Genomic DNA, 16,686 nt, shown 5'->3' with positions numbered 1-16,686 from the left:
AGTATGATTTTCCTGTTTGCAAATAAAAAAAGTTTCTTCTTTACGAAGAAACTTTTTGAAACTACTTCATAGAAATAGTCGCCTCTACTGGATAATGATCAGAGTAATCATTATACGTATATTTTTGGAACCATGATGTAACAGTCCATTGTGGAGATTTCGGCTGTAACACCTTATTCTCTATATACGATGGGTTCGCATGGTCTTTGCTTGCAATAATATAATCTAAATATTCGGCAGTACTATCAGGGAAATTATATTTTGCAATACTGTTTGTCGTTGCATCCCAAGTCGCTGTATGTCCAGTATAAGATGGTACAGAAGCGTTCAATGTTTTAAACATAGATGCATACTCTGAATCATTATTGTTCTCTGCATTTATCTTATTTACGTTCATATCACCACCAATTAACACATACTCATTATTTGGTATATTTTTATTTTTAATAAAATCTTGAATTTCTTTTAATTGGTTCGTACGTACAGATGCTGGTGAAGTTTTTCCGCACATACTATCTTCAGCCTGCAAATGCGTCCCAATCACGTGAACGAAACGATCATTTTTCTTAATTTTCGTGTATACAAATCCTTTATTCGATAAATTATCTGGCCCGCATCCTTTTGCAAATACATATTGAATCTTTTCAGCGATTGGCCATTTGCTCACAATCGCAACGCCACCATCTTCAGGAGTTGAAGATGAATAGTTTCCTAACGTTTTATCCCATTCACTTCCACTACTACGACCTAATACTGCTGTTTGATTTGGATATTCTTTCTTCAAATTCCCTAATAAACGATCTGAAGCGCTATTATCAAACACTTCATTTAATATAACTACATCTTGATTCTTTATATAATCTGCCGCCCCGATTAAATCAGCACGCTCAGTTTGTCCCCAGTTCGGATATAAGTTTGTTGATAGCATATATACATTATGCGTCATCACTTTTAATGTATCATTTTGATTTGTAGACACTTCTGCTTGAGCTGACGTTCCGCTATATAAAGCTCCTAAACCAACACCTAAGCTAAGTACACCTTTTAGCAATTTACCTTTCACGTTTCATACCTCCATGTATTGTATAGTGATAAAAAGGCCAAATACTCTATTCTGAGATTTGACCTTTTTTAAATACTTAACGATTTCCGTACGTATCAAACCAAAGCTGAATATATCCAGCAGTAACACGTTGTGCATCCATTAAACGCTTACCTGTCATTGGTGTAACTTCAGCGCGCCATTTATCTGCATATTCTTGTGATACAGCAGCTCTCACGAACCAATCTTTCGTATTATCATTTACAATGCCAGCGTAATCTTGTTTCGCAACTACTGCCGCTCCATGAATCCAATCTTCTGGATTCGTACCTTTCCAGTTCCAATATCCATTTCCATCCGTTACTTTATAATTATCTTTTATCGTATCTACAAAGTTTTCATATTTAGAATGGAATCCTTGTGGATACGATAGATTCGTAAAGTTTGCCGCATGCATCGGTTGGTTTACATCCCCTAAATAATGAAGAGATAATCCTAAATAGAAGAACGCTTGTTTCATATCTTTATTTTTATAAGACTCACCAGCTAATTTAAAATATTTAGCTCCTGTTTCCTTTGCTTGCTTTGCATACGGAATATAAGTTTTCCCATTGTCAGGGTCATAGAAATGTGAAGCAAATGTGCTATTATCATAATAAGGATTTTCATAGTCAGCAGCATAAATACCGTTCTCTAACTCAGTACGCCATTCATTTAATAGTGCAACTCGATCTTGTTTTACAAGTGTTGTATTACGAGACATAATATCAATTGCACGGTTTACAATCCATAAATGAGAATTCACGCCTTCTTTATGTTTATCTTCAGCAGACCAGCGCGGAATAACTCCAAATCTCTGTCCCCCATCATTTTCATGAGCAAATGCAACACTTTGTAATGGAGCAACTAATGTAATAGCTGCCGCTAAAGCAAGTACTTTCTTTTTCATATAAAATCCTCCATTTTATAATTGAATTATTGTAAACATTTTGTTAGGATCCTATGATGTCGTCCGGTTAACCTATGACTAGAATATCCCACCTTTCATGAAATTTCTATCAATAAATTAAAATATGCAAATGTTCATATCATTATAACTTTATACACAGTGAATATAATGAATGAATACACTTTCATTTTAATAAACTATTATTAAGGCTTGTCTAAACTAATGTAAAAAAAAAGTAAAGCATCTGAATGCTTTACTCTTTTTTTCTATTCGATAATATACTTGGCAATTGTACATTAACTGCTAACTTATGAATAAATCCAAACACTAGTCCAATCCCAATAAATATGTATAAGATTGTAAATATCTTTCCGAAATCAGTTTGCGGACTAAAATTCCCATCACCGACAGTCGTCAACGTGACCACACTAAAATATAAAGCGTCAATAGGACGTAATCCTTCAACTGTACTATAAAAAATCGTACCCGATATTAAAGTCAAAATTGTTAATACAAATAATACTTGAAATTCTTTATCTTTCCACGCTCGTAAACAGGCTCTTAACATTCGCTTTAAAGTTAACAAAAATGAAAGCATTAGATTCTCCCTTCCAAACAAAAATACATTGAGTCAAAGGAAAGTCTATCACCTTTCAGTATAGAAAAAAAGTAGCCCTCTTCTATTTCTAGAAAAGGGCTACTCTATTCGATTCTATCTTATTTAGGTGAAACAAGAATTTTCACTTGTGTTTTATCTTTTACAAGTGCTTCAAATCCTTCTTCAACAACTTGATCGACTGTAATTTTTTTCGTAATTAATTTCTCTGCTTGAATTTGACCAGAGCTAATTAATTTAATAACGGCTGGGAAGATGTGACGGTATCCTAAAATACCAATAACTTCTTTTTCTTTTAATACTAAATTATTTGGAGTAATTGTTGCGTCTTTTTCCCATACACTAACAATTACAGTTTGTCCTTCGAAGCTTGTACTTTCAATCGCTTGGCGTAGTACAACTTCAACACCTGTTACTTCAAAGCTAACATTTACACCTAAACCATTTGTTAAGTTACGAATTTCAGCTAACACATCTTGAGTTGCTGGATTTAATACATAATCCGCACCTGCTAATTTCGCTAACTCTTGACGTTCTTTAGAAAGTTCAACTGCAATAACAGGAGTTGCTCCTGCTGCTTTAGCTGCTTGGATAACAAGAAGTCCAATTGGACCGCAACCAAATACAGCTACAGCTTCCCCTTCTTTTAATTTACTTTGACGTACTGCATGAACTGCTACTGCTGCTGGTTCTACAAGCGCACCTTGTTCATACGTCATTTCATCTGGAATGTGATGAACCATATCTTCTGGTACTACTGTATATTCAGAGAAACCGCCGCCTTCTCCGCCAAGACCGTGGAAAACAAGTTGTTCACAAACATTGTAATGTCCATGTTTACAAGCTTCACATTTACCACAAGAATAAATTGGCTCTACAACAACGCGGTCTCCCACTTTATGAGATGTAACTCCTTCACCAATCTCTATTACCTCACCACTAAACTCATGACCTAAAATAACAGGTGCTTTCACATGTGTTAATGGATGTTCTTCTGTTGGAATAAAAATAGGCCCTGCTAAATATTCATGCAAGTCTGTCCCACAAATACCACACCATTTAACTTTGATTTTCACTGTTCCTGGTTTTACTGTTGGTTCTGGTACTTCTTCTACTCGTACATCACGTTGATTATGCCAAAGTAGTGCTTTCATTTTATACATCCCTCTCTATGTATATACTTAACCTGGTGAAGTTTACAATTCTATTATAATACTTCTATCCATATATTTCAAAAAAACAATCACATCCCCACTAATTTTTTACAAATAACGTTCAATATTTTGTCACTTTGTACTTTTTTCCACATCTGTTAATTCAATTTCATTGCAGGTGAAATTAGCATTGTGCCATAATAGCATAGGAGAGGTGAATATCGCTTGAAATATTTTATTTACTTTATCGTTATCGTGGCATTTTTAGATACATTTTCACAATTACCTATTATGAGTACTTTCGCTCAAAGCCTTGGAGGAACTCCTCTTATTATCGGGCTAGTTGTCGGTATGTACTCATTCGCTAATATGATCGGTAATATTATTGCTGGAGCCGCTGTCGATAAATTTGGTGCAAAAAAAATCCTTTATATAAGCATGGGAATTACGAGTTTCATAGTCTTGTTATACACCGTTGTTCAAAGTGGTGAACAACTATTAGTTGTGCGCTTTATGCATGGATTTAGTGATGGCTTTTTAATTCCTGCTGCCTTTACATTTTTATCAAAACAAACAAATGCAAAAAGACAAGGAAAAGCAATGGCTCTATCTGGTGCTGCTGTTGGAACAGCCGCAATCGTAGGACCTGCTTTCAGCGGTATTATGAAAGCAACAGCTGGCGTAGAGTGGGTCTTCATTACTATTTCTATTTTAATGGCTCTTGGTACGATCGTATCTCTATTCTTCTTACCAAATAACGTATCAAGAAAAGATACATCAAGAACACAAATGATGAACAAAGAAGATATGGTTGAACTTTTAAAATCAGAACCGTTATTACAAGCATATATTGGTGCTTTCACATTAATGTTTTCACAAGGAATTGTCACTTATATGTTACCAGTAAAAGTTGAGGCATTAGCGCTTAAAGCATCTACAACAGGCATGATGTTAAGTGTATTTGGTATAACTGCTATCCTCTTCTTCTTGCTTCCAACAAATCGTATTTATGATCGATTTAATCGTTCGAAACTAATGCTAATCGGAATTGCAGTTATGGCATTCGCATTATCTTTACTCGGATTATTTGCTACAAAAGGTATGCTCTTTATCGTAATGATGATTTATGGAATTGGATTCGCAATCCTCTTTCCGTCTATTAACGCTTTACTTGTTGAAAATACTACAGACGATAATCGCGGAAAGGCATTCGGATTATTTTATGCCTTCTTCTCATTAGGAGTTGTTGCTGGCTCCTTTACAGTCGGCGCAATCGGAGCATCACCTAGCATCAGCTTCATTATCGGGACAGCATTTTTATTAACATTTGCTGGGATGATTTATGTAAGAAGCAAAGTAAAAAAGACAATGATGGGATAATCCATCGTTGTCTTTTTTACTTTGCATATTTATATAATCCATAATACAATGGAAGCGTTGGAATAATGCCAATTAATTTAAATATAAAAGGTAATGGCTCATCTCGCTCTTCATATAAACGAAAAACAAAAACTGCAGTTAAAGTCCAACTGACGCTAAACAAGAAGATACATTTCCAAACAATCGAGGTTAATATTTGTATATCAAATACAAAACCAAAGAGCCCTATCGAATAGAACTCTTTTTGCCCAATATATTACTTTTGTGTATAACCAAATAACAATGTAAATAAATTGAGCCGTAAAGGCAATAATACATCTCTTCTTTTAAACAGAAAGTTTATAAATACTGACGATACTTCGACAATTTCCTCGGAAATATTTCCTTTCCCCACATAATTTGATACAGTACACATGAATAAACACTTGTATTACATAAAGTGAAACTTTAATCAGTGGGGGTTTTGTTCCTCCCCACTGATTATTAGTTGAACCAATCGGGCTTTTACGGGCAGTTGATCTCCCAACTAACTTCTTTACTTCCACTGAATTTTGAGGTGGGGATCTTACTGACCGTTAATGCGGGATAAACTAAAATAATAACTTACTGTACAAATTAAAAAGCACACTCTTCATATGAAGAATGTGCTTTTATGTTATTAACGTTTAATCCAAACAGCGCCTGCCGATTTATCTTCTGCCTGTCCAACAACTTGGAATTTAAGTCCAAGGTTTGGAACTTTTCTTCCTGCGTCTGCAATTTGCTTGTTACTATATACTTTTGAATCATCAAAAGTTGTAACACCTTGTAATCCAGAATAGTTAAACTGACCACGTGTTAATGAATTTACACTCCATGCTGGTGTTTTATCAAATGAAAATGCTGCATCTGCAATTTGCATGCCTGTATTACCGTATGCTGGTTTTCCGTTTAAATTACCAACTAGCGCTTCTGGATGAGAATCTACAACACCAAGGAATCCTTCACCTGGATGCACCCCAACCCAGTTATCTTTGAAACTATCATCTGCATACCAAACGACAAGACCTGTATTATACACTGGACCTTTTCCTGCTTTTAAACCATTATCTGATCCCGCATAATTTCTCCACTCTAAGTAGTAATAATGAGCTTTCTTCTCTGTCCCATCAGAAACAACAAAACCATTTAAATTCATTTTAGACTGTCCTTCTGCATCATCAAAAAATACAACTTGTCCATCAACAGTTACATTTACATTGTCTATCGCAAAACCTTTATATGTTACAGCCGGATCTGTAATATAGTCGAATTGTAGTTTCACTTTTTTGCCTTTAAATTGACTTAAATCATATGATTTATCAATCCATTTCCCATCTGTTGTATCTTTATCTCCTTGGACTACTTTTTCCCCAAGTCTATCAATTAATGTTTTCGTTCCATCTTCTGTTACTACATGTACTTCGACGAAATCGCACTCTGCTTCTAACTCATAATTTGCTTTATAATCGAATTTTGCATTTGTTCCCTTTGTTAAATCAAAGAATGGTGTCTCTAACGTTGTATGCATATCATCGCCTCTTGTACTATAATATGCATGCTTTCCAAACTCCGGTTTAATCGTTTCAACACTTTTACCTGGTAAGTTAACACGTACAACGCCTGGACGATTTGATTTCGTAACACTTTGATCAATATAGGTAGGAACTCCCACACCACTCTTAATTTTATCGTAATCTACTTCTAATATTTTTGCCCAGTTACCACCCATATTCTTTTGTAAGAAGTCTTTATTTTGTGGTGAAAAACTAGTCGGCTCTGTTCCTGCGATTTTCCCTGTCCAACTACCTCCACTCATTAATGACCAAGCTTCGACTGGTGAACCATTTCCAGTATATTTCGTGTCATATTCATCTGGTAATCCAAGATCATGTCCAAATTCATGTGCAAACACACCTACAGCTCCATCTTCTGGTTCAATTGTGTAATCATGTGCTGCTACTTTACCACCAAAGTAATCTACCTTTGATTTCGTACCTTCAATCGCTACTGGATCTACTGCTAATTTTGAACGATGTGACCAGATCGCATCATCACCTAATTTACCGCCACCAGCTTCTTGCCCAACACCAGCATGGATTACCATTAAATGATCAATTACACCGTCAGGTTCATTTTGATTCCCGTCCCCGTTTGTATCATATCTATCAAATTGATCAAACTGAGATAAATCTAGTCCTTTCTCAGCAGCTGCATGCAAAGCTTCTTTCACTAAATCACGTGCACCCTTTGGACCTTTATTATCGTGACCACTGCTACCATCAGCTCCATAATCAGATGCTTTTCCTGGAACAGTTAGCCACTCCGTTACATATCCATCTGTCGTATAACTACCACCAGACTGCTCTTCATAGTATTGTTTAAACGTTTTTACTTTTGAACCATCAAATAAAGTATACGGCTCATTACCGAACAACATCTTTTGATAATGTTCTCTACTAAAGTCTTCCGAATACATATAACCTGGTGTTTGATCAATATTATTATGTTTATAATCACTAAATTCAACGAGTAACACTAATACTTTATCCGATCGAACAGATCCCTTATATGGAGCTTGCTTTGCTTTTGAAGTTGGAACTTGCCCATTCAATTGCTTTTTATTTGGTTCTGGCTTTTGCTCAAGGCTAACATTTTTTTCAGCCTTTTTTACATTTTCCTTTTCTTCCATCTTTTTCTCTTTTACTTTTTTTGTGAAATCAGATGTTTCTTGTGAGTGAGCATCTGGAAGAATTTCTTTATTCGCCTGATCTCCTTGTTTCTTTTCAATATATTGCTCAACAGCTTTTTTCGTCTCTTCTTTAGAAGATGCTGGATTAATTGTTCCTCTTTCTTTCAGAGCTTCCGCTAAACGATCTTCTTGAATTAAATTGTAATCAATTGGTGTTGTAGATACACTATCTTTCTCTTTTGCTACCGTTTCTGCATATGCTAACGGAGCACTCATTACAGATGTACATCCGATAATTGCCGCAATTGCTAATGATGACAACACTTTAAATGGTGCTTTTCTTCTCATTCCATTTCTCCCCTTTATAAAACTTAAAATTCAGATAAATCGGTGCATTTTTGTCCAAATCTCTGTTTACTACCCTCCCTATATAAAAAGACATAATTCTATAAACATTAAGCTTTTTGTTATAGAATCATGCCCTCCAGTTTTCTGGTCAGACCCTCTATCTTTTTATCTCTTGGTTCAATTAATAATCAGTGGGGGGATGAACAAAGCCCCCACTGATTAAAGTTTCACTTTATGTCGAAATATTAAAAATAAAGAGTTATGTGATATATATTAAATATCTTATATAACAAATTTAAAAGACAATATGCAAAATTGCATGAAAATTCTTTTAAATAAAAAAGAATCCTAGTCAATTAAACTAGGATTCTTGCTTTTCTATTATTTCTCTTGTGTTTTTTCCCAATCAGCTAAGAATTTCTCAATTCCTTGATCTGTTAATGGGTGCTTCACTAATGAAGCAATTACGTTTGCTGGGATTGTTGCAATATGTGCACCGTTTAATGCTGCGTCAGTTACGTGAACGCTGTGACGTACAGATGCTGCGATGATTTCTGTTTCGATACCATGAATTGCAAAGATTTCTGCGATTTGACGAATTAAATCCATACCGTTATGACCGATATCATCTAAACGACCTAAGAATGGTGAAACGTACGTTGCACCAGCACGAGCAGCAAGTAATGCTTGAACTGCTGAGAATACTAATGTAACGTTTGTACGAATTCCTAAATCAGAGAACGCTTTTACTGCTTTTAAACCTTCTGTTGTCATTGGAACTTTTACAACAACGTTTGGAGCAATCTTCGCTAATTCTTTTCCTTCTTCAATCATTTTATCAGCTTCTAAGCTAATTACTTCTGCACTTACAGGTCCTTCTACAACGTTGCAAATTTCACGAATGCGCTCGTGGAAATCTACGCCTTCTTTTGCTACAAGTGATGGATTTGTCGTTACTCCAGCTAATACGCCTAATTCATTTGCCTCTTTAATTTCGTTAATGTTTGCTGTATCAATAAAGAATTTCATTTGTTGTTCTTCCTTCCTAATTTTCATTTTATATTTATTTATTTTTCTTAATAAGCTCTAATTCAATCGGAATAGATTTGTCCACTTTTTTACCTTGTGTTATCTCTTTTGCTGTTTGCATCGCCTTCTCTCCGATTAATTCTGGTTTTTGAGCGACTGTTGCAGCCATACGCCCATCGTTAACCGCTTTCACAGCATCTTCTGTTGCATCAAATCCAACAACTACTACATCTGTTTTTCCAGCAGACTTCAATGCTTCAAGTGCACCTAATGCCATCTCGTCGTTATGAGCAAACACGGCTTTAATATCGCTATTTGCTTGCAAAATGTTTTCCATAACAGATAATCCTTTCGCTCTATCAAAATCAGCCGCTTGTTTGGCAACTACTTTTAAAGACTTATCGGCTACGTTATGGAATCCTTTCCCACGTTCACGAGCAGCAGACGATCCAGGGATTCCTTCTAACTCAGCAACGTTTGCTCCTTCGCCGACTAATTCACGAATGTAATCACTAGCCATTTGACCACCTTCGATATTATTAGATGCAATGTGAGAAACAACCTTACCTGAATTCGCAACGCGGTCTACTGTAATAACAGGAACATTTGCTGCGTTTGCTGCACTTACTGCTGAAGCAACAGCATCTGAATCGGTCGGATTAATAACAACTACATCGACACCCTTTTGAATTAAATCTTCAACATCGTTCGTTTGCTTTGCTGCATCATTTTGCGCATCAACAGCAATCAATTCGATGCCACTATCTTTCGCTTTCTTTTCTGCCCCCTTTTTCAAAGTTACAAAGAAGGGATTATTTAAAGTTGAAACAGAGAATCCAACTTTAATAGTTTTATTTCGACCTTTATCGCTAGAATCCTTTGCCCATTCTGGCGGTTCCATTGAACAACCAGCAGTAATGACCATAATACATGCAACGAGTATAAGTAACCATTTCTTCATGAACTGTCCCTCCATTACGCTTCTTTTCTACGATCAATTAATACAGCTAATAAGATTACAAGTCCTTTTACAACTTGTTGGAAGAAAGAAGATACACCTAATAAATTTAAACCGTTATTTAGTACACCGATAATAAGTACACCGATGAATGTACCAACAATCCATCCTCTTCCCCCAGAAAGACTTGTTCCACCTAATACAACTGCTGCAATTGCATCTAATTCATAAGAAGTACCTGCAGTCGGCTGTGCAGAATCTAATCGCGATGTTAAGACAATACCTGCAAGCGCTGCCAAAATTCCGGAAAGACCGTAAATCATTACTTTAATTCTCGTAACATTAATACCTGATAGTGCTGCTGCTTCTTCATTTCCACCAATTGCAAATGTACGGCGACCAAATGTCGTTTTCTTCAAAATGAAGTACAGTACTGCGAAAGCGATCATCATTGTAACAGCGGGTACCGGAATACCAAGAAAATAACCGCGGCCAAACATTTGGAACATTAAATGATCACCAAGACCAGTGATCGGACGTCCGTCCATATAAACAAGCGTCAACCCACGAAAAATAGTCATTGTTGCTAAAGTTGCAATAAATGGAGCTACTTTTCCTTTCGCAATGATGATACCGTTTACAATTCCCATTACAAGGCCTGCTAATAGTCCAACTACCATTGCAAGGAACGGATCCATGCCACTTGCCATCATTCCAGCAACAAGTGCACTTGATAATGCTAAAATAGAACCTACCGATAAGTCAATACCCCCTGTTAAAATTACGAAGGTCATTCCAAATGCAATAAGCGCATTAATCGATACTTGACGCAGTATATTAAATAAATTTGGAATTTCAATGAACGCTGGATTTAAAGCTGTAATTACGACGATAATTAATACTAAACCGATTAAAGAACCGAGTTGTTGTAATACATTCCCCTTCTTAGCCATCCTTACTCTCCCCCTGTAGCTAGTGCCATAATAGACTCTTGTGATGCCTCATCTTTCCCTAAAATTCCGCCGACTTTTCCTTCATGAATAACAAGAACTCGATCACTCATCCCTAAAACTTCCGGAAGCTCAGATGATACCATAATAACGGCATCGCCTTGCTCTGTAAGCTTATTCATAATAGAGTAAATTTCTTTTTTCGCTCCAACATCGACACCTCTTGTTGGCTCATCTAAAATGAGTAATTGCGGATGAATGCCTAGCCATTTTGCGATTACAATCTTTTGCTGATTTCCACCAGAAAGAGATTTCACTGCCTGCTCTCCGCTAGATGCTTTCACATTAAGAAGCTTCATCATATCCTCTGTAAACTGTTGTTCTAGCTCATTGCTTAGAACACTTCCCTTTGAAAGATTTTCTAAATTCGGTAAAGCTAAATTTTCTCGAATTGAAAAATCTAACACTAATCCTTCAGACTTTCTATCTTCTGTAATGAAAGCAATTCTTTGTCTAATTGCATCTATTGGACTATCAATCTTTACTTCTTGTCCATTTATAAAAATTTGTCCAGAGTCTAAAGGTTCATAACCAAATATCGCTTTCATAATATCAGTGCGACCAGCCCCCATCAAACCAGCTACACCAAGGATTTCACCTTTCCTCACTTGAAACGAAACATTTTCAAATTTCCCTTTCTTCGTTCCATTACGCATTTCAAAAATGACATCACCAATTTGACTATTTCGCTCTGGGTAACGTTCACCAATGCTGCGCCCCACCATCATACTCACTACTTCATCAAATGATGTTTCTGGAATTAATCTCTTTCCCACGTATTCTCCATCACGCAAAATCGTAATAGCATCACATATTGAGAAAATCTCTTCCATACGATGCGAAATGTACACGAATGAAACACCTTCTTTACGTAACTTATTGATTACTGTAAAGAGCGTTTCGATTTCACGATCCGTCAGTGCCGCAGTAGGTTCATCCATAATAATAACGCTCGCGTTTGTCATTAATGCTTTCGCAATTTCGATAATTTGCTGTTGTCCAACCGATAATTCCTCTGCTAACATAGCGCCTCTTACATGCAGCCCTAGCTCTGCTAGTTGCTGCTGCGCAATCGCGTTCATTTGTCGAGTGCGTAAAATACCTGTTTTCCCATACATTAACTCTTTACCGAGAAACATATTTTCAGCTACTGTTAAATTCGGCAATATGTTTAGTTCTTGATGTATAAATGCGATGCCGTACTCTTCAGCTTCTTTCGCATTTTTAAAGGTGCGCTCTTGCCCATCAATCTTGATTGTCCCACCATCTTTTTTGTATACACCTGTTAAAATCTTCATGAGCGTTGATTTACCCGCTCCATTTTCCCCCATCAATGCATGGACTTCTCCTGTTTCAATCATAAACTGTGCATTCTTCAAAACAGGATTGCCATTGAACGCCTTTGAAATGTTTTTCATTTCAATATGCATTCCCATCACTTCCCTTTATTAAAAAATCACGCCTGCATGTAAAATTACATTTGCATAAGGCGTAGCCTCGCCTGTACGAATAATTGCCTTCGCTTTCTTTGTATGCTCTTTAAATTGTTCATGAGATACATACTCAAATGCTGGCTCTATTAATTTCCGTTCGATCTCTTTATTTACTTCCGCATTATTTATAATGACTTCTTCTGCTAACGTCACTTTTTCGATTGCCATATCATCAGCTACAACTTGTAACACCTCTAAAAAACTCGGTTTTCCAATCTCAACAGCTAAATCAATTCGTTTTACTCCGTCAGGAATTGGTAAACCGCAATCAGCAATTACAACCGTATCTGTATGCCCAAGTGAAGCAAGGACTGCCGCGATTTCACTGTTTAATACACCATGCTTTTTCATCCAACAATCACCTGCACTTCACGCACTCGATCTCTCGTTGGCATACCGCCCTGTGCCCCAAGTTTCGTTACAGAAAGACCACCGGCAATATTCGCGAAACGAATTGCTTTTTGAAGTGTCTTCCCTTCAGAAAGTGCAACTGCTAACGCACCATTAAATGTATCACCAGCTCCAGTTGTATCCACTACATCAACAGCAATGCTAGGAACATGTACAATCTCTGTTCCATTATGGAAACGAACACCGTTAGAACCTTCTGTCATCAATAATTTATTTGGATACTTCGCCAATAAATCTTCAATTGGTGATGTAAAATCATCTAATACGATGCGGCACTCATGTTCATTTGGCGTAATATAAGTTGCTTTTTCTAAAATTTCTTCTGATAAAACTTGTGCTGGCGCTGGATTCAACATAACAGGAATATTATGTTCCTCACAAATAGCCAATACATATTTTACTGTTTCAAGTGGAATTTCTAGTTGAAGAACAACCATATCCGCTTTTACAAGAAGGTCTTTGGAGCGATCTACAACTGACTTATTTACAAGAGCATTTGCCCCTTGTACGACAACAATACTGTTATCTTCTTCTGCTAAAACGATATGAGCAATTCCTGTCGTTCTATCTGTAACCGGTACCACATAATCGATAAAAATGCGTTCGTTCTCTAAATTTTTTCTAACTACTGTTCCATAATCATCATTTCCTACCGCTCCAACCATTGCTACATTTGCTCCTAACCTAGCTGCAGCAACTGCTTGGTTTGCCCCTTTCCCTCCTGGGATTGTATGAAACGCTTCACCAATTACTGTTTCTCCTGCTTTCGGCCGTTTTTTTGAAACAGCCACTAAGTCCATTGAAATGCTTCCTACTACTGCAATATTTGGCATCTGTTTCATCTCCTTACTTCGTTGTATTTCGTTCTATAATTTCAATTGGCAAACGATAGTGTTTCTCTTCTAATGTATTTCCTTCCATTTGCTCTAACAACAACTCTGTTGCAATTTTCCCCATTTCATATATCGGTTGTGCAACTGTTGTAATAGATGGATACATCATTTCCGTTAAAGAAATGCCATCAAATCCGATAATTTGTAAATCATCTGGAATGGCAATCCCCTTTTGAAGTGCAGCCTTTACAATACCAATCGCAATTAAATCATTCCCAGCAACAATACCATCAATATGCGGGTATTCTTCTAATAATTCCATCGCTACACGCTCACTATTTGCTGGCTCAAACGTACTCTCCGCAATCATATACGAAAGATTATTTTGCGTAATAACGTCTACAAAACCTTCAAAACGTTCATTTGCAGTACTCACATCACGTGGTCCGCGAATATGTGCAATATGTTTACATCCTTTATCTAGTAACAACTTTGTCGCAGCCTGACTTCCTGCATAGTTATCTGCATATACAGTAGGAATACGCTCATTAAACATACGGTCAATCGCAACAACCGGAACAGATAAATTCATGTAATTAACACTATTTTGTGGATTCGTTGCTACAATAAATCCATCTACATTATTTTGTCTAAGTACATCAATGTATTGTTTCTCTTTTTCTAAACTTTCATCAGAGTTACAAAGAACAACTGTGTAACCTTGTTTATGTGCTACATCTTCTACGGCACGTGCAACTTCTGGAAAGAACGGATTCACGATATTCGGAACAACTAAGCCAATTAAACGAGACTTTTTATTATACAGTGAACGCGCTACTGTACTAGGCTTATAATCTAACATCTCTATTGCACGCTCTACCTTTTTTAATGTATCTTCATGAACATATCCATTTTTATTTAGAACTCTGGAAACGGTCGCAACAGATACTCCCGCTAATTTCGCAACGTCTTTAATCGTACTCATTCTCTTTTCTCCTCATTTCATGTAACCGTTTACAGAAAATAATATAACGTATTTCTAAAAATACGTCAATCATTTCTCACTAAAAAGCTTTTAAGGTTATACTCAAAAAAGCACCGCCATAAGGCGATGCTTCTTCATTACGAGTATGATACAGTTTTTTCTTTTTCTTCAACAGCAGGCTCTTCAGCATCTTTTTTACGATCTGATAGTTTAATTTTTTGTAAGAAAATCGTAAAGATGGCACCTACTACGATAAATACTAATCCTGTTAAGAATACAGTATGAAGCGAGTCTACTAAAGAGTTTTTCAAAATAGGTACAATGCTGTTAGCAAACGCTTCTGGCATTTGTTTTAATGCCTCTGGGCTAAATAGCATCGAATATAAACCTTGTGGATCTGTGTGAATCATATCTTTAAATTTCGTTACCATTTGTCCCGCTTCTTTCGGGAATGTATCTAATACAGGTACTAATTTATTTGTTAACGTTGTACCTGAAGTGTTATTCATAATTGATCCTAAAATTGTAATACCAAATGTTCCACCAATTTGACGGAAGAACTGACTTGATGACGTTACGACACCAAGGTCTTTTTTCGGGAAGCTTTCTTGTAACGCTAATGTTAATGTCGGCATTACAAGACCCATTCCTAAACCGATAACCATCATATAAGAAGTAGCTGTAAGCTTCGTTGTGTGCATATCCATCGTTGTTAATAACCAAAAACCACCGGCCATAATAAGCATACCTGCGATAATTTGTGGTTTTACACCAACTTTTAATACAAGTTGCCCACCGATAATACTCATTACAATCATTGTAATCATCATTGGAGTCATAATTGTTCCTGATTCAGCAGCACTTACTCCTACAATACCTTGCATGAAGAATGGTACGAACATAATCGCGCCGAACATTCCAATACTCATAAAGAATCCAATCGCATTCAGTATTGTAAATGTGCGATTTTTAAAGAAATGCATTGGTAAAATCGGCTCTTCAGCTTTCGTTTCAACAATAACAAAGCTAACGATACCAATTACAGCTAGTGCGAATAAACCGATAATTTGCCAAGAATCCCATGCATAATCTTTTCCGCCAAACGTTAGCGCAAGTAATAAACTTACAACACCTAGAATCATCGTAAAGATTCCAGCGATATCAATTTTAATTGGTCCTGTTTGTTTATGTGATTTTAATCCCATTGCAATAAAGATTGTTGCTAAAATACCAACCGGTAAGTTAATGTAGAATACCCATCTCCAGTTCACTGCATCTACAATCCAACCACCAACTTGCGGTCCAATTACAGAAGCAAGACCGTATAACGCACCAAAAATACCTTGCCATTTCGCACGTTCTTTTCCCGTGAACATATCTCCAATAATAATCATAGCCATTGGCATCATAATACCGCCACCAAGACCTTGAATACCACGGAAAATAATTAATTCTGTCATACCATTCGCCATACCACATAACGCCGAACCAATCATGAAAATAACTAGCCCTGTTATATATACGTTACGACGACCAAGTAAATCCGCTAATTTACCTGCAATTGGTACAACTGTCGTTGATGTTAACATATAAGCTGTCGTTAACCATGTCATTAAACTTAATCCGCCTAGGTCACCGACGATACGTGGCATTGCTGTACCAACAATTGTTCCATCTAATGCAGCAAATAGCATCGCGATTACTAAACCGATTAACAACAACTTTCTATTTTGATTTTCTTGTTGCTCCATGTAATCTCCTCAATTCC

14 protein-coding genes and 1 pseudogene are annotated in these 16,686 nt (G+C 36.6%); 1 reads left to right on the top strand and 14 read right to left on the bottom strand.

The features are described 5' to 3' along the window. Positions 1-61: 61 nt before the first annotated feature. The 4 genes from sph to bdhA form a co-directional block, all read right to left on the bottom strand. The gene (sph, locus tag ACX9TM_RS03520; RefSeq protein WP_065382380.1) at positions 62-1,063 is read right to left on the bottom strand and encodes a sphingomyelinase C; all 1,002 of its coding nucleotides are present in this window, start codon (positions 1,061-1,063) and stop codon (positions 62-64) included. A 76-nt stretch (positions 1,064-1,139) separates the two neighbouring features. Continuing rightward, the gene (cerA, locus tag ACX9TM_RS03515; protein ID WP_000730997.1) at positions 1,140-1,991 is read right to left on the bottom strand and encodes a phospholipase CerA; all 852 of its coding nucleotides are present in this window, start codon (positions 1,989-1,991) and stop codon (positions 1,140-1,142) included. Positions 1,992-2,244: 253 nt separating this feature from the next. After that, a complete protein-coding gene (locus ACX9TM_RS03510) occupies positions 2,245-2,589 on the bottom strand; it encodes a potassium channel family protein (RefSeq protein WP_000948210.1) in 345 nt (114 codons plus the stop codon). 119 nt (positions 2,590-2,708) lie between these two features. Continuing rightward, positions 2,709-3,761 (bottom strand): (R,R)-butanediol dehydrogenase, encoded by a 1,053-nt coding sequence (gene bdhA / locus ACX9TM_RS03505; protein ID WP_000645827.1) that lies wholly within the window; start codon positions 3,759-3,761, stop codon positions 2,709-2,711. Positions 3,762-3,986: 225 nt separating this feature from the next. Here bdhA and ACX9TM_RS03500 point away from each other — a divergent pair, with 225 nt between their 5' ends. Beyond that, positions 3,987-5,141, top strand: a complete 1,155-nt coding sequence (locus ACX9TM_RS03500; RefSeq protein WP_000873271.1) for an MFS transporter — start codon at positions 3,987-3,989, stop codon at positions 5,139-5,141. Positions 5,142-5,157: 16 nt separating this feature from the next. Here ACX9TM_RS03500 and ACX9TM_RS03495 read toward each other — a convergent pair. The 10 genes and pseudogenes from ACX9TM_RS03495 to ACX9TM_RS03450 all read right to left on the bottom strand — a co-directional run. Next, positions 5,158-5,370, bottom strand: a pseudogene (locus tag ACX9TM_RS03495) (hypothetical protein); the annotation flags it as partial. A 429-nt stretch (positions 5,371-5,799) separates the two neighbouring features. Further along, positions 5,800-8,199, bottom strand: coding sequence for a M6 family metalloprotease immune inhibitor InhA2 (inhA2, locus tag ACX9TM_RS03490; protein WP_072770180.1), 2,400 nt, complete (start codon positions 8,197-8,199; stop codon positions 5,800-5,802). 381 nt (positions 8,200-8,580) lie between these two features. Beyond that, the gene (gene fsa, locus ACX9TM_RS03485) at positions 8,581-9,228 is read right to left on the bottom strand and encodes a fructose-6-phosphate aldolase (protein WP_000667670.1); all 648 of its coding nucleotides are present in this window, start codon (positions 9,226-9,228) and stop codon (positions 8,581-8,583) included. Positions 9,229-9,262: 34 nt separating this feature from the next. Beyond that, positions 9,263-10,189, bottom strand: coding sequence for a ribose ABC transporter substrate-binding protein RbsB (rbsB, locus tag ACX9TM_RS03480; RefSeq protein WP_000758976.1), 927 nt, complete (start codon positions 10,187-10,189; stop codon positions 9,263-9,265). 14 nt (positions 10,190-10,203) lie between these two features. After that, positions 10,204-11,139 (bottom strand): ABC transporter permease subunit, encoded by a 936-nt coding sequence (locus ACX9TM_RS03475; RefSeq protein WP_001074646.1) that lies wholly within the window; start codon positions 11,137-11,139, stop codon positions 10,204-10,206. Positions 11,140-11,141: 2 nt separating this feature from the next. Continuing rightward, positions 11,142-12,626: a ribose ABC transporter ATP-binding protein RbsA gene (gene rbsA, locus ACX9TM_RS03470; protein ID WP_000546778.1), complete on the bottom strand. Its 1,485-nt coding sequence runs from the start codon at positions 12,624-12,626 to the stop codon at positions 11,142-11,144. Between the two features lie 18 nt (positions 12,627-12,644). Further along, complete coding sequence (gene rbsD, locus ACX9TM_RS03465) at positions 12,645-13,040, bottom strand: D-ribose pyranase (RefSeq protein WP_000716152.1); 396 nt, start codon at positions 13,038-13,040, stop codon at positions 12,645-12,647. After that, complete coding sequence (rbsK, locus tag ACX9TM_RS03460) at positions 13,037-13,933, bottom strand: ribokinase (protein WP_065382255.1); 897 nt, start codon at positions 13,931-13,933, stop codon at positions 13,037-13,039. The genes rbsD and rbsK overlap by 4 nt, the downstream gene beginning before the upstream one ends. Before the next feature lie 13 nt (positions 13,934-13,946). Continuing rightward, positions 13,947-14,918 carry a ribose operon transcriptional repressor RbsR gene (rbsR, locus tag ACX9TM_RS03455; RefSeq protein WP_000104051.1) on the bottom strand — a complete coding sequence of 324 codons (972 nt, stop codon included), beginning with the start codon at positions 14,916-14,918 and terminating at the stop codon, positions 13,947-13,949. A 137-nt stretch (positions 14,919-15,055) separates the two neighbouring features. After that, positions 15,056-16,669 (bottom strand): MDR family MFS transporter, encoded by a 1,614-nt coding sequence (locus ACX9TM_RS03450; protein ID WP_000437647.1) that lies wholly within the window; start codon positions 16,667-16,669, stop codon positions 15,056-15,058. Between the last annotated feature and the right edge of the window lie 17 nt (positions 16,670-16,686).

It is taken from the genome of Bacillus sp. LH1 (assembly GCF_057924895.1).
The sequence above is the reverse complement of the archived record's forward strand: the minus strand, read 5'-3'. Positions and strand labels throughout refer to the sequence as shown.